The sequence below is a fragment of the Polynucleobacter duraquae genome (genome assembly GCF_000973625.1).
Taxonomy (GTDB): Bacteria; Pseudomonadota; Gammaproteobacteria; order Burkholderiales; family Burkholderiaceae; genus Polynucleobacter; species Polynucleobacter duraquae.
On the sequence record NZ_CP007501.1, the window covers coordinates 802,893 to 820,912 of the forward strand.

Sequence of the window (18,020 nt, forward strand, 5' to 3'; positions counted from 1 at the left end):
TCATGACACTTTTACGACAGTTTGATGACTTGATTTATATTACTGCTAGTTATGAAGCGCTCCCAATCAAACCCCGACTCAATTTCCACCTCAGCCCTAAGTAGTTGGCTTCGCCATTGGAAATGGATGCAGATCTTGGTGCATGTAATTAGTGGGGTCTGCTTGCTAGCTTTTTTGTTTCCCTTTATAAGTCGCGGTCAGAAGGACCGCCGCATACAAAAATGGTCTCAGAAGTTATTAAAAATCTTTCATATTCAGTTGCGTGTGATTGGTGCTGAAAAATTGCCCTCCAGCCACTATTTGCTGGCATCAAATCATATTTCCTGGTTAGACATTCATGTGATTAATGCATTTAAACCGGTCCGTTTTGTTGCAAAATTAGAGGTACGGGGATGGCCTGTATTTGGATGGATGGCAGAGCAGTTGGGTACCGTTTTTATCCGCAGAGATAGTGCGCGCCATGCAAGGCAGGTGGTAGACCAGATGGCTGAGGTTCTGAGGGTAGAGTCGGTCTGTATTTTCCCCGAGGGTACTTCTACTTCCGGAGAGTCAGTACTGCCCTTTAAGCCTAACTTATTTGAAGCTGCCATCATAGCTCCTGCACCAGTCTTAGCAATAGCAATTGCCTACCGCTCTAAATCAACAGGCCTTAGGAGCGATGCCCCTGCATTTATTGGAGATATGGGGTTGCTGGAATCGATGTCCAATGTCATTGCCAACCGAGATATAGAGGTGCATTTAAGCCTAATGGAGCCTTATTTAATAGGCAATCCAAATAATCCCGATCGCAAGGAACTCGCTCTCCATTGCCAAGAGGCTATTTCTAAAACCTTATAAAGAGCATATGTAATAAAAATGTCATATCCTAGAGGTACAAAGAAATATCTGTATCGGAAAGTGACATGACATCAAAGCATAAAGAAATAGATGAGTGGTACAAGAGCGCTCGTGAAGACATTCTAGACAGCATGGATGAAGAGCTCGAAATGGAGCTCGATGATGATCGCCTGTCACCGGATGGCGGAAGTGCCTCTGTCATACCTCGAAATGTCTACTTTAAGGAATTGTTTCGCCTGCAAGGTGAATTGGTCAAACTCCAAGATTGGGTAGTGGAAAACAAACTCAAGGTGGCTGTTTTATTTGAAGGTCGCGATTCTGCTGGTAAGGGCGGCGCGATCAAACGGATTACCCAACGTCTTAATCCCCGCGTTTGTAAAGTCGTTGCATTGACTGCACCTAGCGAGCGTGAAAAAACCCAGTGGTACTTTCAGCGCTACGTATCTAATTTGCCTGCTGGTGGCGAGATCGTATTGTTTGACCGTAGCTGGTACAACCGTGCTGGTGTTGAAAAGGTCATGGGATTTTGTAACGATGCCGAGTATGAGGAGTTCTTGCGAACAGTTCCTGAGTTTGAGCGCATGATTATTCGCTCCGGAATCATTCTGATCAAATACTGGTTTTCTATCTCAGACGATGAGCAATATAGTCGTTTTATGGTGCGTATTCATGATCCATTGAAGCAATGGAAACTGAGTCCAATGGACTTAGATGCTCGCCGTCGTTGGGAGGACTATACCAAAGCAAAAGAGATCATGCTGGACCGTACAAATATTCCTGAGGCGCCTTGGTGGGTTGTGGCTGCAAACGACAAGAAAAAAGCCCGTCTTAATTGTATTTCGCACCTGCTAACTCAAATTCCCTATAAGGAAATTGATCATCCTGAAATCACCTTGCCTGAACGAGTGCATAATCCGGACTATCTTCGTGGGCCGGTGCCGAAAAATATGTACGTTCCCGAGGTCTATTGATTTTCTAATATAGGCCCTGAAGTGTTAATCTCTCAGTATTTACCGAGGGGGGCACTTGAAACCAAAGCAAGGCATTACTAATAGAGAATTTAAGCTCCTGATCAAGCCTCAGGGCTTGGATAGGCGTAGCCGCATTACTACTTTGAGCGATCAAATTCTTCAGTTCTGCAAAAAAAGTAAGGTGGAATTTTTTCACTTAGATAACGCTACAACAGGCTTACGGAATATCTATTTTTACGATACGCCTGGTGAAGATTTCAGACGTAATAATATTATTTTGCGCGTACGTGAGTCTCGTCAAAACATCTGGGTTGATGACTGGTGCGAGGTTACCCTAAAGTGCCGTACAGGTGATTTACAGAAGTCCCATGAATTTGATCCATCACCTAAAAAAACAATCAAATCACGTTTACGCCTGAAAGAAGAAATTCTACGAGGCGATACGATTGGCACAAGTAGAGCGATTTACTCTAATAACGCCATCTTGGATGCGGTACCTATTGACAGCCTTTTTGAAAAATCTTTAGCTAGTGTTGCCAAGTATTTCCCGGGTCTGATGACTTTACCGATCGATAAAAAATCACCCATTCGGATTGTTGGTGGTCGTACCAATAAGATTCTTGAGGCCTGTTTACCGATTGGCAACTTAGTATTTGGCGATGGTGTACAAGCGCATTGCGAAATTGCTATCTGGATGAAGAGCGTGGGCGATCCAATTGTTGGAGAATTAGCTTTTTCTTATCGAGTCAACGATGCAAACCGAGGCCAAGAAAAAGCGCATCGACGTGCCGATAAATTTTTCAAGAAACTTCAAGTAGAGTTAGAAGATTGGTTGGAGATTGGTAGCACCAAAACTGCCTTGGTATACGGAAAACCTGAGTGAGCTCACAGCTTCCAGTGAATACACAGTTAGCTAAGTCTCCCAACTTGGGTGATCTGTTTATTCAGTTTTTAACTATTGGCGCTATCAGTTTTGGTGGGGGTATCATTGCCTACGAACGAATCCTCTTGGTAGAAAAGCGCAAGTGGCTCAGTGCTGATGAGTTTATGGCGTACTTAGCGATTAGTCAGACGATGCCGGGCTTAAATTCTGTCAATATGGCTGTGTTAGCTGGAGATCATCTTCGTGGTGTTCTTGGTGCTGTCATTGCAACCCTTGGCTTAATCCTGCCGGGCTCACTCTTTGTGCTGGGTATTGGCCTCATTTACGCCAACGCTGGAGACCATCCCTCGATTAATTGGATTCTTGGAGGTATTGCAGCGGCAGCTACCGGTTTGCTGGCAGCCATTACTTACAAGATCGGCGATACCCACTGGCGTCATGTGAAGTCTCTAGCGATCATTATTTGCACATTTGTATTGATGAGCATCTTCAAGCTTTCACTGCCATATGTAATTCTGATTATGGCGCCGATCTCGATCTATCTGTTCCGACCAGGTCAATCTCAATGAGTCTTTTGATTCACTTGGCCTGGACTTTTGCTTTGCTCTCCATTTTGGCGGTTGGCGGTGGCACTGCCGTGCTGCCAGAGATGCAAACCATACTCGCACATCAGTTCGGCATAGACCATACTCAATTTGTCCATATTTATAGTATTGGACAGTTGGCACCCGGTCCCAATATGTTGATGGTCTTAGTGATTGGCTATCAAATTGCCGGGCTCCTCGGTGCCGGCGTAGTCTTGCTATCCTTCTTTTTGCCTTCAAGCTTGATGTGCTTTTATATGGGAAGGCTTTGGAATCGTTTTGGAGAGAGTCCTTGGAGACGATCCATTCAAAATGCACTTGAGCCCATTTCTATTGGACTAATGTCATCCGGTGTTTATGCTGTTGCTAAGGCATCTGTAGTGAGCAGTATTACCTTGGTACTTGCCCTCGTCACTCTGTACCTTATCCTCAGAACCAAGATTAATCCAGTTTTGGTTATTCTTGGCTCAGGAGGGTTTGGTGCTTTGCTAATGGCTTATTTAAATTAAGCAAAAACTTAGAAGGTTCCACGCAATCCAAGCATGAGGCTTCTGCCGGGTTGCGGCGCAAAGAGTCTGACAGCCATTGGTGTAGTGGCATACCGAATTTGCTCATTGAGTAAGTTCTTCAGATTCAGATACACAGTCCAATTAACATCTTGAATTTTCTCTGTATAGGAGATGCCAGCATTCAATAAGTTGTAACTCGGTGCTGGGCCAATTTCCCAGTTAGCCAGTTTGTTCTGTTGATAGCTATAGATGTAAGTAGCATTAGTCAGCCAGCCATTACGCTGATGCGCAATCTCAGCGCCTAAACGCGGAGCAGGTTGGAGGGGCAGATTACCGCCTGCATCAAAGGTTCCTTGAGAGGCATCACCAAATACCCGACCACCAACACCATGCTCACGCCAGTTATAAGTAAGCTCGCCCTCAACGCCCTTAATGGTTGCTGCAGCTTGCTGTGCTGTAACTACAGAGAAGTTTTCTTGGGTAGGGATATATTGGCCAGTGTAGTAACCATAAATATAGTTATTAAAACGATTAGCGTACACACTAGCTTTAGCGCGCATCAATCCACTAGTTTTTTGAAGATTGAATTCTAGATTATGCGAAGTTTCTTTATTGAGATTAGGATTGCCAATATCAAAGGTAGCAGTAGATTCATGTGCACCATATGAGTACAGTTCTTGGGCGCTCGGAGCCCGTTGTGAAACTGTATACGCTACACCAGCACCATGACCTTGCATAAAGTTCCATAAACCCCCGGCTGAGTAAGAGAGTAAATTAAAGCTACGATTTTGTAATGTTATCGCTGGTGTATTTCCACCGGTATTGACTGTTTGTCGCTCTAACGCAGTTCCAAGATTTGGCTTTTGTGCCATATTGTTATACCGCAGGCCAAGATTGCCTTGTAGAGAATTCCACCTGCCTTCCTCAATCCAAAACACAGCATTGGAATTAGTTTTAGTCGGCGGCACGATTGCATAGCTTCCCGTGCCAACTTCCGTAGCATTGAGTGAGGCTGCAGATACCTGCGCCCCAAAAGTGCCTTTCCAGCCAGCTATTGGGTTATGGGCTAATTCAAAACGCGCTTCGTTAGCAATATTCTTCCAAAGTGATGCTACTACACCCGTGTTATTAAATTCAGTGTGGTTGTAATTCGAATTGGCTGCACTAAATTTGAATGAAGAAAAGCCTGCAAATGGATCGCGTGTTTGATGTTGTAGGTCATATCGATTTTGCGACTGATTGATTGATCCACCTTCAGGTGTTGGTATGCCGTAGTTATTATTTAAGCGCTCGACTGAAACGCCGGTATATCCATTTTGACCAATATGGGAAACACCAACACCCAAATTATTCTGATTACTAAATGAGTTTGGCAACTTACCTGAGTATGGAACGCTTTGCGCTTGGCCAGGATTAATAGACCACGCTTGATTTGGTCCACCCTGATTAGCGTATCCAGGTATGCGATAGTCATTGGCATTATTGATGGCAGTATCTACGTGAACGGCTACTGAGCCAAAAGCGCCATCTACCTCTACCGCTCCAGCTCTGCCATTATTCACTGTTTCATAGCTGGTATTGATAGCGCCTGTTGGGCGATCAGGTAGGTTAGTCAAAATACGATCATTCACTACATTCACCAGACCACCACTAGACCCCGAGCCATAGAGTAGGGCAGCTGCACCACGCAAGATTTCAACTTGATGCGCATTTTGCATATTATTACCAACCGCATGATCTTGTGAGATGTTTGAGACATCGCCCACTGATAGACCATTTTGCAAAATTTGTACTCGAGCGCCTTCAAGACCGCGAATGACTGGACGCGATGATCCTGCGCCATAGCCTGTTGCGGATACGCCTAATTCATTGGCCAGTGTGGCGCCCAAAGTAGTGCCTAATTTATTCAGCAGCTCATCGCCTTGCAAAATCTTAGTGGGCGTCAAAATACTTTGCGTCGCTTCTTGAGAGCCGGTTGCGGTTATCTCTAGAGAGGGTTGCGCTTGAGCAAAAGCAGTAGAGCTAAGTAATCCTGAGATAAAGACATAAATAAGCCTGTGCTTAGCTAATGGCTCATTGATTCGATACATATTATTTCCTTCAAACCTGATGCGCTATCTATTCGATAGAGCAATAAATCTAGATGCCGAACAATGAAGTCTGGCGTATTAGGCGATTTACAGGATGAAGCTAGGTGGAGCCCTAGATTGATATAGCCCAATTTGAATTTGGGCTAGTGAGGGATTGTTCGATACTAAATGTGCTTCCTGAGAGAGGTCGCTAGCAAGGAAGAGATTTGATGTTGAGGCAACGAAGCTGGCAAGTGTCAGAGCATCGAGCAAATGACAGCTTTCAAAGCTATGACCAGTCGCAGGCGCTTGATCTGTGCAACTCAGTTCAACAGTTTGATGATGTATGTCGGAGTGAGTAATGCTGTGAGCAAAGCCAATCCAGTGGGTACCCAATAAGCTAGCAATTAGAAAACTGAGGGCAAGAAATCCCCTGAGATGCTTTCTGAATTTGCTTAAAAATGAGGCTTCCATATCCAGAATCTTACTGTATTTGCCCCTGTAGGGCATCTCGGTGTAGAATATCGATTCCGTCGGAGTGTAGCGCAGCCTGGTAGCGCACCTGCTTTGGGAGCAGGGGGTCCAAGGTTCGAATCCTTGTACTCCGACCACTTTCCCTTATTGTTCTAGATACACCCAGCATATAACTGCCCATAGCTCAGCTGGATAGAGCAACGCCCTTCTAAGGCGTAGGTCGCACGTTCGAATCGTGCTGGGCAGGCCAAAAAAGTTCTACCCCATCCTTTTAAATCAACGCTTTGCAGTCAACCCTGCATTCAGAGACAGCATTCACTTAGTTGTCCAATATAGCGAAAACTTGTCCAAAACACCAGTTTGTTGTCCAAATACTTGTCCAGATTTCTGTCTAGTGGCTTGATAGGGGGCTGGGGCAACACAATTAAGTTAAATATCGATGTTGCCTAATTCGCATGCAAAAAACTAAAATAAGAACATGAGCAACCTTGAATTTTTAGGACAACTTAAACCTCGGCGACTTTCTTCTTTTGAGGAGGACTTCAAGAGGAGTCAAGCGGAATTTCGTAGGGACGAGTTAAGCAGGAAATTGCGTCGCTCTAAGAATCACGATTTAGAACCGCTTGAGACAATTTATGAGCGATTCCCAGAAGAAAGCTAAGCCTACGCTGGAGTCTTTGCTCGAGGAGCATCAACTGATTTCTGGAAGGGATTTGATTGAGAAAAATAAGCTCAAAAAGCAGGAACTAGAGTTATTCCAACAGGCTCTAGAGTTTGAGCAACGGAACAGAAAATTAAGAAAGAATTAAGACCTCTTCTTGCCCAATTGAAGTAGCTCGCAAGGGGTAACTTCTAGTGCATTCCCTATTTTTAAAAGAGCTTCAATGCTGGGGTTAGCTAGGCAACGCTCTACCTCACTCATATAGGACCTATCAATATCCGCTTTTAAAGCCAGTTTTTCTTGAGAAATGCCCTGTTCTTTGCGTAATCGCTTGATATTGGTGCTTAAGGCTATTTTTAGGGCTGGCAGCGTTATTTTCATGCCAATACTTTGAATCTATTCGGGCTTAAAGACCACGGGCTGATTCCGCACGGGTTATATCCCTACTTAGTGTTAATATTTATATGAATCCATGAGATTCAGTCAACACTAAGGAGAAGAGAATGATTGCAGAGTTAATTACCCCGTTAATGCTCGCCACAGCACCAATGACCATTACGGCGACTGAACCGCTTAAATACAGCCATGAGACACAGCAGGTGCAGACTCAGAGTTATCAAGTTGCACAACGCATGCCTACATTCAACGCTACACAGACCTATGGCTTTAATGGTCAACCAAACGATTCAGATAACGACTAATATTTGAAAAGCTAGATGCTATTACTCATTACAGGTTCGGGTGATGGCACTAGCGACCTATTGGTATCTGAAATAGGCGGTGAAAATGTTTTTCGATTCAACTACGACCTATTTAATGACTACAGGTTAGAGTTCAAGCCCGACTACTGGAGGATTACAAATCCTACTGGGCATTCAATTGATTCAGATTCGGTCACATCATGCTTTTGGTGGAAAGCCTTTAACTTTTATCTTCTGAACCAAGAAAAATTTGTTGTTGAGGAAGTTAAGTACATATTCCGCGAGATTTATCACTGGTGTCGCTTAAAAGGTCTTACCAAAGGCACTCCACATGATTTTCACAATCACATGGGCAAGATGAATCTCTTGTCGATAGCTTCAAAACATTTCAAGACTCCAGCAACTCTGGCAACCTTTAATCTAGAAGGCATGAAATCTCTCGAAGGCTATGAGGTGGTTGCGAAATCCTTTACATCGGGTTTGACTGATACAAACAAAGCATTGGCAACAACTGCCGTCAACAAAACTCAGCTTCATCCTAACTATCCATGGTTCTTACAGGAAACAATTGAGAGTAAAGCTGACATCACTATTTTTATATGTGGTGAGGAATATTTTGCATATTCGAGAGACCGCTCAAATTTAAAAGGCTTGGATTGGAGGATGGAGCAAGACTATACAGGTCAAAAAAAGGAATGGTTCAGGATTGAGTTATCCCCTAAGTCAGTAAATGCAGTTTCAATATTCTGCAAAGAAATTAATGTTGATTGGGGTCGCATGGATTTAATGGAAGTTAATGGCGAATTAATTTTTCTAGAATTCAATGCAAATGGTCAATGGGTATTTTTAGACTATTCAGGCGAGGACGGCTTAGTTAAGTCTGTAGCAAACTATTTAATGAAAAAGAAAGAGTCTTAAATATGTTTTCAAAAATAACTAAGAAAGCTATTCAAATTAGTTTATTGATATTAATTGGCTCACTAGTTGCTTGTGCTGGAACATCTTCGAAAACAAATCAACTCAGCCTTGGAATGAGTAAATCAGATGCAATTGCTGCAATGGGAGACCCAATAACATCAAGAGCTGTTGATGGTACTGAGTATCTTGTTTATAAATTAACTCCGGGAACAGGGGTTGGAAAAGGCGTTGGTTGTGCATTTATTGGCTTTGCTACCTTTGGTGCTGCTTATGCAATCGACGATGACTGTACTGGTGGAAAGCCTTTTGAATTCTTTTTGCAATTTAAGGATAGCAAGTTAGTTTCTTATGGGAGAGTTGGCGACTTTGATAGCACTAAAAATCCTACTATTAATATAAATAAAAAAGTTATTGCCCAATAAATGCAATCTGAAGAGTCTGCCGAAGCAGACCTCCTCAATTTCTTTTTTAAATGCTCAGCCTTTGTCTTTTAGAGATTATAAAGTCTTCCGCCTTTAGTACCCTGCTGAGATGTTGAGCATTTTCAGCTTTACTGCATCTTTCAAGATTGCAAAGTTTATTGTTCGACTTGTCACCATCAATATGATTAATTTCATCTCTAGAATTTCCCATCCTATCTTCATCAGCGTTCTCATACCATGCACTCGCTATTAAACGATGAATGTAGTGTGATTTCGTAGTACCTTTTGTAGATAAACGAATTTTTAAATAACCAATTCCGTTGTCACTAGGCTTTAGTCGCTTTATCGCTCCGCTTTTAACGCTGTATATATGTCCATCCACTCCAGCCCAGTAATCAAAGTCTGGGAGTTTCATAACCATTACTTCAATTCCATCGTAATGAAAGAACCATGCGTTGTTATGAACTTTGAATTCATCTACGTTTTGCTTTAAATTTGCATTTGCCATTTGCTACTCCTTATTAAATTAACTTCCGAAAAGAATTAAGGCTTACTAGGTAAGTGGTCTGAGTAATCAACCTTAATCCATGGTTTGAAATCTACTCCAAGAACATCCATCCATGATTTTTCTATTGCATCTTTTGCCTCCTTTTCAAAAATGTATTGAACACACAAAGAGTCATGAACGGGCAGACTCAATATTTCTTGATTGACTAATGCATCCATTGCGTTTAATAGGATTTCACCTTCGAGGTTTTGAAGAAAGACTCCAATACCTCCTTTGCATAAGGATTTATTTAGCTGTGGAAATTCAGTTGAAATAACATACTCAATTTGCTCTCTATCGCAAATTGAAGGTATATCGGTAATAGGTATTCCATTTTTCTTAGCCGTTGATGGTCTAAGGTCGATAGACCTATCTTCTGCTCCAATCATTCTGGTTACTAAGAACTTGACCTTATTTCTATTGCAATTTGCTTTACTTGCAACATAGCTGTACCAATCCCTAGGTATCTGTAATCCATTGAGAGCCATGAGCATCGCTGGGTGGTTGCAAGACAAGTCAACCTCAACGCACGGAAGACCATTCAACAGGGTATTAATTCTTATCCTTGCTCGTCTATCCGGAAGCCTCTGAAAGGCACAATACAGTCTGCCACCTTGGATGACATCATTGTTGCTGTAAACCCTTGTAATGGGCGATTTAAAGGCAAATGTAGCCTTCTGTAGAGCCTCATTTATCCGTCTTAGTCTGACTATATCTGGATGGGTCTTAGGAAGAATTAAGGTCTGTTCATTCTCTATATTGAACGTGTTCGCATAATATCGCTCCGTCTCTGACTCTTTCTTGGGATTAACAACTATTAGTTTCCTTTTCATCGTAGCCTTCTACTACGCTATAAATCAATGGAAGACATAGCTTCTCTAATTGCTTTGTTGGAAGATATTTATTTACTTCTTTAGATAAAGGATTGCCTTTGGTTTTAACTATTAGGTTGTTATCTTCAAGTGCTACTAGAACTTTGTTTACAGCCCTTTTAGTGAGAAATCTCTTTCCTAGGTATTCCTTTCTAAGATAACTTTTTGCTGTTCCAGAGACTGATAGCTCTTTCTTCTGAAACACGCAGGCAACAAGATTCGCCATGATTAGCCTATAAGCGATTTTGATTCTTTTTCTAGCGTCTTTTCTTGGATGAAATAAGTCCTCCTCTAGTACCTTATGCAAAGAAATTAATGTCCTTTTGGCGAACTGAAGATTCTTAAACGATAGATTTCTAAGAAGCGTTGTTCCTCCATAAGGCAATGAAAGCAGGGCATCCACCTCTTGCTTAGGGATTCCTGATATTGACTGCGTTTTATTACTTGTTGTCTCTAGAATGGTGTGCATACAGTTCCTGCGTTAGGTGTTAACAAACGAACCAAATCAACCATTTCTAGAATTTATTGACGGCAAAAGCCACCAAATATCCAGTAATTAATTGAAGCGGTTATGTTGTGAACGCCTACGCAGACTTCTGTAGTGGGCTTTCTATATCCCAGTGTCACTTGCTGTTTTGACTGCCAAGCTAATACATATGGAGTCTCAGCCCTTTGCAAGGGTCTTTCTAAAAACTACACCTATATTATACCACGACCTAATTAAAATTTCAAACCAGCTGATAGCTATAAGTCATTGATTTATATAGGGAAAATGGCGTATATTGAACCATTAATATATTTGTAAGTCATTGATTTATATGTATATTTTTTTCTATTAATTTTCAATAACTAAGCAAAATAGTCAATTAGGGTGCTTCACTCATCTATTTATTTGATGTCTCATAGTAGGTTTTCACAGCTTTACTCGACTCCATCCCAATTAGCCCATTCCAAGTAATCATGTTGTCTAAGTCAAAGCCAGTTAACTTACAAAATGAAAGCAGGGTGCTTGCGAAGCTCAGCAGTAGCTCCTCGTCTTTTTTTGTGTCTACTTTTGATGTATCAAGCAAACTGAGGAGAGCTTCTGGGTCACCAGCATCCATTGTCTGTAATTGAGCCAATCTACCGCCCATGCTAGTTAAGTACTTTTCAGCAATGCCATCAGAAAATCTGCCCAAGTAACCCACATTCACAGCAATAGATTGAAGTTGACTTAGGTTATCTTCATCATTTCTATAGTCCTGATAGATACTCGCAAGCATTTCCAATATAAGACTCTTCTTAAGCGGGAGAATTGAATCAGGAAAAAAACAAATATTGTCTAAATCTGGTCTTAATGACTCACAAAACTCCATCCACATATCAAACTGATTTGACATAGTATTCCTTAGTATTGCTCTATCGGCGTTCTTAAATCATGCCTTTTGATGAAATCCATCATATCTCCAGTGAGCTGATTTAAGCTCTTTAGATACTTCATGGCTTCATCTAGTTCCCCATGATGCTTATGAAGAAATATCTCCATCTCAGTACCAAAATACTTCGCATGAAGTTCCAACCAATAGGTTTTATCTTCGTAAATCTTTGCATCTAGGGTGACATAGGACTGAATGTCTGGCTGAAAGGAGGATTGCTTGAATCGCTCTAAAATAGGGTTTAAACGCTCTTTTGATGGGAAAATATTTACTTCATCTTGTAATGGCTGCATCTGAGTGTCCTAGTAAGTTGTCTAGAACTACCTTTAGCAGGTTTGAGATAGCAAAGTCAACACCTAACTTAAATTGCAATAAATTAAAACTGAACCATTCGGAGCGAAGGTATTTATCTGACTCCCCATTACTTTGACATTTGCCACAAAAGGGGCTGAATCTTCGTTACGCATTCGCTCGAATGAGACTCGATTTTTATCTAACTTTTTTAATTTGAATATTACTGCGACCCCGTTAACAATAAAGTCGCCATTAATCATCTCACCTGCATTTCCTCCTATGAAGCATTGCTTTTGATTCAGTATTAATGTCGCCGGGTCTTTGAATGAATCAAATAAACCAGCATGGGCATTGCACGAAAATAATAGAACTAACAAAAATGACCTAGACATGTTTAATGTTTACCTTTAGTAGATTGAAATGCCAGAGTTAATACTCATTTAATTTCTTCTACGTTTCTTCCATGTGTAGAGGTCGCCATTTGGAAACTTGCCATCCATGATTCCATCAGCTCCGAACTTACCCAAAACCTCTGAACCATTGAATTGAATCGTTACAAATTCACCTAATTGCTTTGCCCAAGCCATTGCTTGGTCTAGTGTTTCAAACTCATGAGTTTCTGTATTGTGTTTTACGGTTACCAATTTAGGTCTAGCTTTTTTAGTATTGAATCTTGATGAATACTTAAAGCATATCCTAGTCTGTGCTGCTTTTCAGGCACTCAAACAACTAATCGGGAATATGACTAGTTCACAGTAGTTTTTTTGAGGATAAGGTCTAGCAAGCCAATAATAATCAGTTCCTGTGGTTTGATTAAATAAAAAACCACTCCGAAGAGTGGCTTCAATTGAGCAATAAAACTAGTTTATACAGTTTCTATTACGGTCTATGCTCAGCCCTACTAGTTTTACTGTGTGGAAGATTAATTGGAACCGGGCTTAAGGCTGTCCGGCGAATATAATGCACTCCGTAAGCACTCTCACCCTTGTATAGCTTCCTGCTGCTATTACACCCTTTGGAATGTCAAATGACAAATCATTGTTAGCTAGTTTTGCATTTATTAACATTAATCTTGCTATTCCTTCGTCTGCACCGGAGGTTCGAGTTTTATCTTTAGGTGCAGTAACGAGTGGTGCTTTGGCTAGGTGAGTATTTTTTGAGTCTGAATCTGCTCCACTATGGAAAATAACAATACTATTTAATCCGTCTTCATTCCAAAGTTTCTTTTCCTCTTTCATAGCATTGCATGAGTTCCAAGCCTTAGGAAGCTCGCTCACAGGAAAGGCATCAAAAAGTCGATTTTTTTGGTGCAGATTTGTAGCTATAGCTGCTAGCTTATCAACATCATTTAAGGTAATCGTTAATTTGCCGCTAACATTAGTGACTTTTGCCGAAGATGCAACGACTTCTATAACTGCAGGGTCTCCATAGCCAGTCATACGATTTAAATTTTGACCAAAGGCAGTGCTAGCAAAAAGCATAGCAAAGCTGAGAACTGATAATTTTAAATTTTTCATTACATCCTTTTGTTATCTAATCGATGGGATAAAAGATTTTCGATTCCATAAATATAAAATTTGAGTTTTAAATATACCTCAATAAATCATTATTGATATTAATTTAAATTACTGTTGCAGTGCAAAATCAATCATTTCCTCCAACATAGTGCCGTCAGCAAGTAGACCAAGAGGGATGTCGATAGCCTCTTAGCTGACGTTTATAAATTACTCAACTTTCACTATTTAGATTAATGTAAGCAAAGTAGTCTCAGCATTCTTCGGTGACTTTGGTTCACTATGAGCTGTTAGCAGTTCCTAGCCCGCTAATTTAATATTTAATTCCTTATCCAATTTACCCAATAAAGTTTCATGGCAAGGATGTGTGTAGCGTCTGAGCATTGCTAGGGTTCGGTGTCCGCTAACATGAGCGATTTCCATCACATTTAAGCCTTTGTCAGATAGCCTACTCAGAGCTTCGTGTCTTAGGTCATGAAAGCGTAAATCAGTAAATGGATTCTGCACTCCCTTGTGAGCTTTTGCTGATTGCTTAACTACTCTTATGTAATGTCTTCTGATTGCCCAGCGACAATATGGAAATACTAGGTCGCCAGTATCTCTGCTGGAAAGTTGCTCTAGGATTGTTTTCACTCGAAACGATAGTGGTACTTGTCTCGAATCTCCATTCTTGGTGTCTCTAAGTAAAACTCTGCGATTGATAAAATCCACATCTTCCCATCGCATCGACAGAATTTCACCGCACCGCATTCCAGTCTCTATAGCGACCACAATAATGTCAGCAAGATAGTCTAAGCTCAGCTCATGACAGCAGACGAGCAGGGTGGCTTCCGCTTCTATTGAAAGCCTTTTCATTCGTCCTTGTGGTTCAGACATCCTCTTAATGCCTGTGATGGGATTAGTAACATTTAGTCCCCATTCATTAATGGCTATCTGATAAAGCTGGGATAGGGCGTTTAGATAGTGATTGACTGTTGAGGCTGCTCGACCCTTGGCTAAGAGGTCGTCTTTGAGTAAAACAATGTCTTGTTTACTAATAGTACTAAGGCTTCGACCTTCCCAGCGACTGGCGAGAATTCTCAGTATTCCAGCTTCTGTCTTGTGATTACCCTTATGAACCGAATGAGCAGGGATATATTTTTCTACTGCTTCACTAAACCCTACCTTTACCGTGACCTGATTTTTAACTTCTTCCTGATAGAGACCCAGTTCAAGCTGTGCCTGCGTCTTTTTAAGCCACTGAGTTGCTTCTGGTTCACTACTAAAGGATTTGCTGATGGGTTTGTCGTTCTTGCGAAAGATTCGCACTCTGTAAGAGCCACTGCGTTGTGTAATAGAAGCCATTTGTCTAGACCTACTTGTCCAAGGAGTTGTCCAAGAACACTGTCTAGTTGCTTAATTGGCAGCTTAGTCATTGATTTAGCAGGGCTTTTAATAGCTCAGCTGGATAGAGCAACGCCCTTCTAAGGCGTAGGTCGCACGTTCGAATCGTGCTGGGCAGGCCAAAAACCTAATAAAAAATTAACCCTGTACCAATGAATAAAAGGCTTTTGATAGAAACTTTAAATAGAGGAGTGTGTAGGCATATCCGCAGAATCAATTAATTTCTACTGCCTTCTACGTTTTTTCCATGTATAGAGTTCGCCATTTGGAAACTTACCATCCAAGATACCATCGGCTCCGAACTTTCCTACTACTTCGGTGCCATTGAATTGAATTGTTACAAACTCACCTAGCTCTTTCGCCCAAGCCATTGCTTGGTCTAGGGTTTCAAATTCAAGAAGCTCTGTATTGTGTTTTACGGTAATCACTTCAAGCTTGACTCACTCTTATTAATTAATTCTCATGAATGCAACAGATTTATTCTCGTTTACGAAACACCACAACATGTTGCCATGGCAGGGTGCTTACAGTTCGCTCCCAATCTAAAGCGAAAATACCTGCTTCCCGCTTAATTTGCGCCTCACTCATTTTATGTAGAGGTTTGATTGGTACGCGCGCATCTTCTGCTTTGTATTCCACTAAAACAATACGACCTCGGGGTTTGAGGGCCTGCATGATACTGTTCATTACTTCATAAGGGTAGGCCAGTTCGTGATACACGTCGACCATAATGGCCATATCGATAGAGTTCTTAGGTAATTTAATATCGTCGACTGAACCCAGCCTTACTTCGATCTGCGAAAGCTTAGAGCGTTTTACCCCGGTTTGTAGAATATTCACCATTTCGGGCTGTAAATCCAGTGCAATAATTTTTCCGCCTGGCATCACCAGCGGAGCCATGCGACGGGATAGGTAGCCGGTACCGGCGCCAATATCCGCAACAACCATGCTTGGTTGCAATGCCAATGTTTCTAGCAATAAATCTGTGCGCTCTTCGCGCTCCCGCTTATCCCGCTCAAGCCATGAGGCACCTTGCCAGCCCATGACCCCTGAGATTTCACGATCCATATAGCGCTTACCGATGCCATCAGCGCTGGCTGAGATAGAGACATATCCTGGTGGGGCAGTCTGCTGCGCCAGTGTGAGATTAGCTGCAAACAATAATGTAAATAAGCTAACAATCCTAATAATCATCATTTACATTCTTGGCGATCCAGCTCCGTATTTTGTGCTTTCTTCTTCTGGTCTTTTTCTCGCTCCTTTTTAAGATCACGCAATTGCCACCAGGCAAATAGCAAAATCCCTCCAAACACCAGCACTACTTCAAGCAAGATAACAGGACCGAAGTTATCCATCATTTCCCAAGTCCTATGTACTCATTTTGGGATCTGTAATACAAGCTTTCAGTGCTTTTAACTCTATAACCTTCAGCCATTCAGGCTTTGCTTTTGGATTCATGACTAATTCATTAACTTGCCGATTTGAAGCATTTTTAGAAATGAAGTCTGCTTGGCAATTGCAATAAGCGGTAAAGTCTTCCTCAGTCAGCGCTTTGCCTTTAATGCCTTGATGTTCAGCTACTTGCTCGCGAGCGCAATTCTTTTGATAATCTTTAGAGATTGCTTGGGCAAATGACTGGTTGGACAATATTAAGATAAAACACAAGGTTATAAGACTGCGAAACATAGACATAGTACTTTTCCTTTAAGAGCATTCCTATTAGTTAGCGGCTATTCTTCCGTGAATATCAAGATCGGACTCATCCACTTCTAAGAAATCTTCCTCAATAATGGATACCCCCTCTAGCTGTTCAATATATTCTCGGACGGCATAGAAGGGTGCAATTTGAGGCTGGTTTCTATCTTGCTTATCCCAGACTCTATAACGAAATACACTCAGGCGCATTGATGGTCACCTAAATGGTTATGAGCCCAATAATTGGTTCAAATGACGCTTGGTATATGCTTTGCGAGCATCAATCAAAGCTAAGGCCAAATTATTAAGAAACTGTTTGAACTTGTTCATTTAAGGATCCTTGAATTTTATCTGTTAGGGTTAATACTTAAGTAGTATGCGCTCAATTTTTTGATGGTGCAGAGCCGTTAAAAACCCCTTTATTAGTAGTTTTATACGTAAAAGCCTGGACAGGTAGAAGATAAGAACTTCCTTTAGAGCCGCATCAAAAGGCTTTGAGTCGCCTTCTGGCGACTTTTTTTTAAGGTAGGTGCAAAAGCGTAATGACAATTAAAGTAAGGATGTAAAAAAGCCCAAAAAACTAGGCCCTAACTCACTATTTGATTTTAGTGATTATCTTCAACAATAGAAGTGAGATTGATTCAAAAAATGCGACAGTTTTATGACGAGATAGTCAGTTACATCAGGGCATGTTTAAGATGAGCGCCGTGATTGAGCCTGGCATAGCTTCATACTCTGAATACCTAGAGCAAGAACTTCGATCTGATCATGCGGGTGAAACAGGCGCCGTCTATATTTACAAAGGAATCATCGCTATTGCAACCCTATTTAAGAATCAGGAGCTCATCTGTTTTGCAAAAGAACATGGAGCAACTGAGGCAGAGCACTTGCGGCTGATAGAGGCTGTCTTTGAGGAAAAGTATCGTAGCCGTTTGTTAGGGCCATGGCGGATAGCGGGATGGCTAACAGGAGCCATACCAGCATTATTTGGCAGAAAAGCGGTCTATGCCACTATTGATGCAGTTGAGACATTTGTAGAGCAGCACTACCAAGGGCAGATTAATCACCTTAAAATACATAGGGGCTATGAGCAATTGCTTGACCTCTTAGTCCGTTGTCAAGCCGATGAGATTAATCATAAAAATGAGGCACGATCAAAAGCCTCCCCCTCATTACCCTTAGCCCTAAGAGCATGGTGCGCTATGGTGGGTAGCGGCTCAGCCGTAGCAGTTTTGCTGGCAAGGCGTATATAAAAAATTGATGAATGTAGT

Annotated in this window: 26 protein-coding genes and 3 tRNA genes; 14 read left to right on the forward strand and 15 right to left on the reverse strand. The window is 41.6% G+C overall.

Going from position 1 to position 18,020, the window contains the following annotated elements:
* Positions 1 to 51: 51 nt before the first annotated feature.
* The 5 genes from CL55_RS04155 to CL55_RS04175 all read left to right on the forward strand — a co-directional run bounded on the left by CL55_RS04155 (position 52) and on the right by CL55_RS04175 (position 3,784).
* Positions 52 to 837 (forward strand): lysophospholipid acyltransferase family protein, encoded by a 786-nt coding sequence (locus tag CL55_RS04155; protein ID WP_052728750.1) that lies wholly within the window; start codon positions 52 to 54, stop codon positions 835 to 837.
* 65 nt (positions 838 to 902) lie between these two features.
* Complete coding sequence (gene ppk2, locus CL55_RS04160; RefSeq protein ID WP_046329995.1) at positions 903 to 1,808, forward strand: polyphosphate kinase 2; 906 nt, start codon at positions 903 to 905, stop codon at positions 1,806 to 1,808.
* Between the two features lie 55 nt (positions 1,809 to 1,863).
* On the forward strand, positions 1,864 to 2,691 hold the full coding sequence (locus tag CL55_RS04165; RefSeq protein WP_046329996.1) for a CYTH domain-containing protein: 828 nt from the start codon (positions 1,864 to 1,866) through the stop codon (positions 2,689 to 2,691).
* Positions 2,688 to 3,260, forward strand: a complete 573-nt coding sequence (locus CL55_RS04170) for a chromate transporter (RefSeq protein WP_046329997.1) — start codon at positions 2,688 to 2,690, stop codon at positions 3,258 to 3,260. Before CL55_RS04165 ends, CL55_RS04170 begins: the two co-directional genes overlap by 4 nt.
* Positions 3,257 to 3,784, forward strand: a complete 528-nt coding sequence (locus CL55_RS04175; RefSeq protein WP_046329998.1) for a chromate transporter — start codon at positions 3,257 to 3,259, stop codon at positions 3,782 to 3,784. Before CL55_RS04170 ends, CL55_RS04175 begins: the two co-directional genes overlap by 4 nt.
* Positions 3,785 to 3,792: 8 nt before the next feature.
* Here CL55_RS04175 and CL55_RS04180 read toward each other — a convergent pair whose 3' ends face one another.
* On the reverse strand, positions 3,793 to 5,874 hold the full coding sequence (locus CL55_RS04180; RefSeq protein ID WP_046329999.1) for a TonB-dependent receptor: 2,082 nt from the start codon (positions 5,872 to 5,874) through the stop codon (positions 3,793 to 3,795).
* A gap of 252 nt (positions 5,875 to 6,126) precedes the next feature.
* On the opposite strand from CL55_RS04180, the gene CL55_RS10830 reads away from it, so the two are divergent.
* The 4 genes from CL55_RS10830 (at position 6,127) to CL55_RS10615 (ending at position 7,136) form a co-directional block, all read left to right on the forward strand.
* Positions 6,127 to 6,252 (forward strand): hypothetical protein, encoded by a 126-nt coding sequence (locus CL55_RS10830; RefSeq protein ID WP_257719925.1) that lies wholly within the window; start codon positions 6,127 to 6,129, stop codon positions 6,250 to 6,252.
* A 135-nt stretch (positions 6,253 to 6,387) separates the two neighbouring features.
* Positions 6,388 to 6,464: transfer RNA gene (locus CL55_RS04190), tRNA-Pro, on the forward strand.
* 36 nt (positions 6,465 to 6,500) lie between these two features.
* Positions 6,501 to 6,577, forward strand: a tRNA-Arg gene (locus CL55_RS04195).
* 385 nt (positions 6,578 to 6,962) lie between these two features.
* Positions 6,963 to 7,136: a hypothetical protein gene (locus CL55_RS10615; RefSeq protein WP_156156264.1), complete on the forward strand. Its 174-nt coding sequence runs from the start codon at positions 6,963 to 6,965 to the stop codon at positions 7,134 to 7,136.
* On the opposite strand, the gene CL55_RS04200 is transcribed toward CL55_RS10615, so the two are convergent.
* A complete protein-coding gene (locus CL55_RS04200) occupies positions 7,133 to 7,369 on the reverse strand; it encodes a helix-turn-helix domain-containing protein (protein WP_046330001.1) in 237 nt (78 codons plus the stop codon). The genes CL55_RS10615 and CL55_RS04200 overlap by 4 nt on opposite strands.
* A gap of 122 nt (positions 7,370 to 7,491) precedes the next feature.
* Between CL55_RS04200 and CL55_RS04205 the strand changes: the two genes are divergently transcribed.
* Genes CL55_RS04205 through CL55_RS04215 form a run of 3 tightly spaced genes read left to right on the forward strand, consistent with a single transcriptional unit; the run spans position 7,492 to position 9,029 of the window.
* Positions 7,492 to 7,689 carry a hypothetical protein gene (locus CL55_RS04205; protein ID WP_046330002.1) on the forward strand — a complete coding sequence of 66 codons (198 nt, stop codon included), beginning with the start codon at positions 7,492 to 7,494 and terminating at the stop codon, positions 7,687 to 7,689.
* A 15-nt stretch (positions 7,690 to 7,704) separates the two neighbouring features.
* Positions 7,705 to 8,607: an MvdC/MvdD family ATP grasp protein gene (locus tag CL55_RS04210; protein WP_046330003.1), complete on the forward strand. Its 903-nt coding sequence runs from the start codon at positions 7,705 to 7,707 to the stop codon at positions 8,605 to 8,607.
* 2 nt (positions 8,608 to 8,609) lie between these two features.
* A complete protein-coding gene (locus CL55_RS04215) occupies positions 8,610 to 9,029 on the forward strand; it encodes a hypothetical protein (protein WP_046330004.1) in 420 nt (139 codons plus the stop codon).
* A 46-nt stretch (positions 9,030 to 9,075) separates the two neighbouring features.
* Here the strand turns inward: CL55_RS04215 and CL55_RS04220 are convergent, their stop codons facing one another.
* From CL55_RS04220 to CL55_RS04260, 8 genes are all read right to left on the reverse strand, one after another.
* Positions 9,076 to 9,537: an HNH endonuclease family protein gene (locus tag CL55_RS04220; protein ID WP_052728751.1), complete on the reverse strand. Its 462-nt coding sequence runs from the start codon at positions 9,535 to 9,537 to the stop codon at positions 9,076 to 9,078.
* 35 nt (positions 9,538 to 9,572) lie between these two features.
* On the reverse strand, positions 9,573 to 10,409 hold the full coding sequence (locus CL55_RS04225; RefSeq protein WP_046330005.1) for a hypothetical protein: 837 nt from the start codon (positions 10,407 to 10,409) through the stop codon (positions 9,573 to 9,575).
* Positions 10,384 to 10,917: a hypothetical protein gene (locus tag CL55_RS04230; RefSeq protein WP_046330006.1), complete on the reverse strand. Its 534-nt coding sequence runs from the start codon at positions 10,915 to 10,917 to the stop codon at positions 10,384 to 10,386. Before CL55_RS04230 ends, CL55_RS04225 begins: the two co-directional genes overlap by 26 nt.
* Positions 10,918 to 11,332: 415 nt before the next feature.
* Positions 11,333 to 11,827, reverse strand: coding sequence for a hypothetical protein (locus tag CL55_RS04235; protein ID WP_046330007.1), 495 nt, complete (start codon positions 11,825 to 11,827; stop codon positions 11,333 to 11,335).
* Positions 11,828 to 11,835: 8 nt separating this feature from the next.
* Positions 11,836 to 12,156: a hypothetical protein gene (locus tag CL55_RS04240; RefSeq protein WP_046330008.1), complete on the reverse strand. Its 321-nt coding sequence runs from the start codon at positions 12,154 to 12,156 to the stop codon at positions 11,836 to 11,838.
* Between the two features lie 441 nt (positions 12,157 to 12,597).
* Positions 12,598 to 12,801 carry a hypothetical protein gene (locus tag CL55_RS04250; protein ID WP_046330010.1) on the reverse strand — a complete coding sequence of 68 codons (204 nt, stop codon included), beginning with the start codon at positions 12,799 to 12,801 and terminating at the stop codon, positions 12,598 to 12,600.
* 294 nt (positions 12,802 to 13,095) lie between these two features.
* Complete coding sequence (locus tag CL55_RS04255) at positions 13,096 to 13,674, reverse strand: hypothetical protein (RefSeq protein WP_046330011.1); 579 nt, start codon at positions 13,672 to 13,674, stop codon at positions 13,096 to 13,098.
* A 297-nt stretch (positions 13,675 to 13,971) separates the two neighbouring features.
* Complete coding sequence (locus tag CL55_RS04260) at positions 13,972 to 15,015, reverse strand: tyrosine-type recombinase/integrase (protein ID WP_052728752.1); 1,044 nt, start codon at positions 15,013 to 15,015, stop codon at positions 13,972 to 13,974.
* Between the two features lie 90 nt (positions 15,016 to 15,105).
* Between CL55_RS04260 and CL55_RS04265 the strand changes: the two genes are divergently transcribed.
* A tRNA-Arg gene (locus CL55_RS04265) sits at positions 15,106 to 15,176 on the forward strand.
* A gap of 102 nt (positions 15,177 to 15,278) precedes the next feature.
* Here CL55_RS04265 and CL55_RS04270 read toward each other — a convergent pair.
* Genes CL55_RS04270 through CL55_RS04285 form a run of 5 tightly spaced genes read right to left on the reverse strand, consistent with a single transcriptional unit; the run spans position 15,279 to position 16,959 of the window.
* Complete coding sequence (locus CL55_RS04270) at positions 15,279 to 15,482, reverse strand: hypothetical protein (protein WP_046330012.1); 204 nt, start codon at positions 15,480 to 15,482, stop codon at positions 15,279 to 15,281.
* A gap of 49 nt (positions 15,483 to 15,531) precedes the next feature.
* Entirely contained in the window at positions 15,532 to 16,251 is a 720-nt protein-coding gene (locus CL55_RS04275; protein ID WP_046330013.1) for a class I SAM-dependent methyltransferase, read from the reverse strand.
* Positions 16,248 to 16,412, reverse strand: a complete 165-nt coding sequence (locus CL55_RS10620) for a hypothetical protein (RefSeq protein WP_156156265.1) — start codon at positions 16,410 to 16,412, stop codon at positions 16,248 to 16,250. Before CL55_RS10620 ends, CL55_RS04275 begins: the two co-directional genes overlap by 4 nt.
* A gap of 10 nt (positions 16,413 to 16,422) precedes the next feature.
* Entirely contained in the window at positions 16,423 to 16,746 is a 324-nt protein-coding gene (locus CL55_RS04280; protein ID WP_046330014.1) for a hypothetical protein, read from the reverse strand.
* Between the two features lie 27 nt (positions 16,747 to 16,773).
* Positions 16,774 to 16,959, reverse strand: a complete 186-nt coding sequence (locus tag CL55_RS04285; RefSeq protein WP_046330015.1) for a hypothetical protein — start codon at positions 16,957 to 16,959, stop codon at positions 16,774 to 16,776.
* 488 nt (positions 16,960 to 17,447) lie between these two features.
* Here CL55_RS04285 and CL55_RS04290 point away from each other — a divergent pair, with 488 nt between their 5' ends.
* Positions 17,448 to 18,002: a demethoxyubiquinone hydroxylase family protein gene (locus CL55_RS04290; protein WP_046331142.1), complete on the forward strand. Its 555-nt coding sequence runs from the start codon at positions 17,448 to 17,450 to the stop codon at positions 18,000 to 18,002.
* The last annotated feature ends 18 nt before the right edge of the window (positions 18,003 to 18,020 follow it).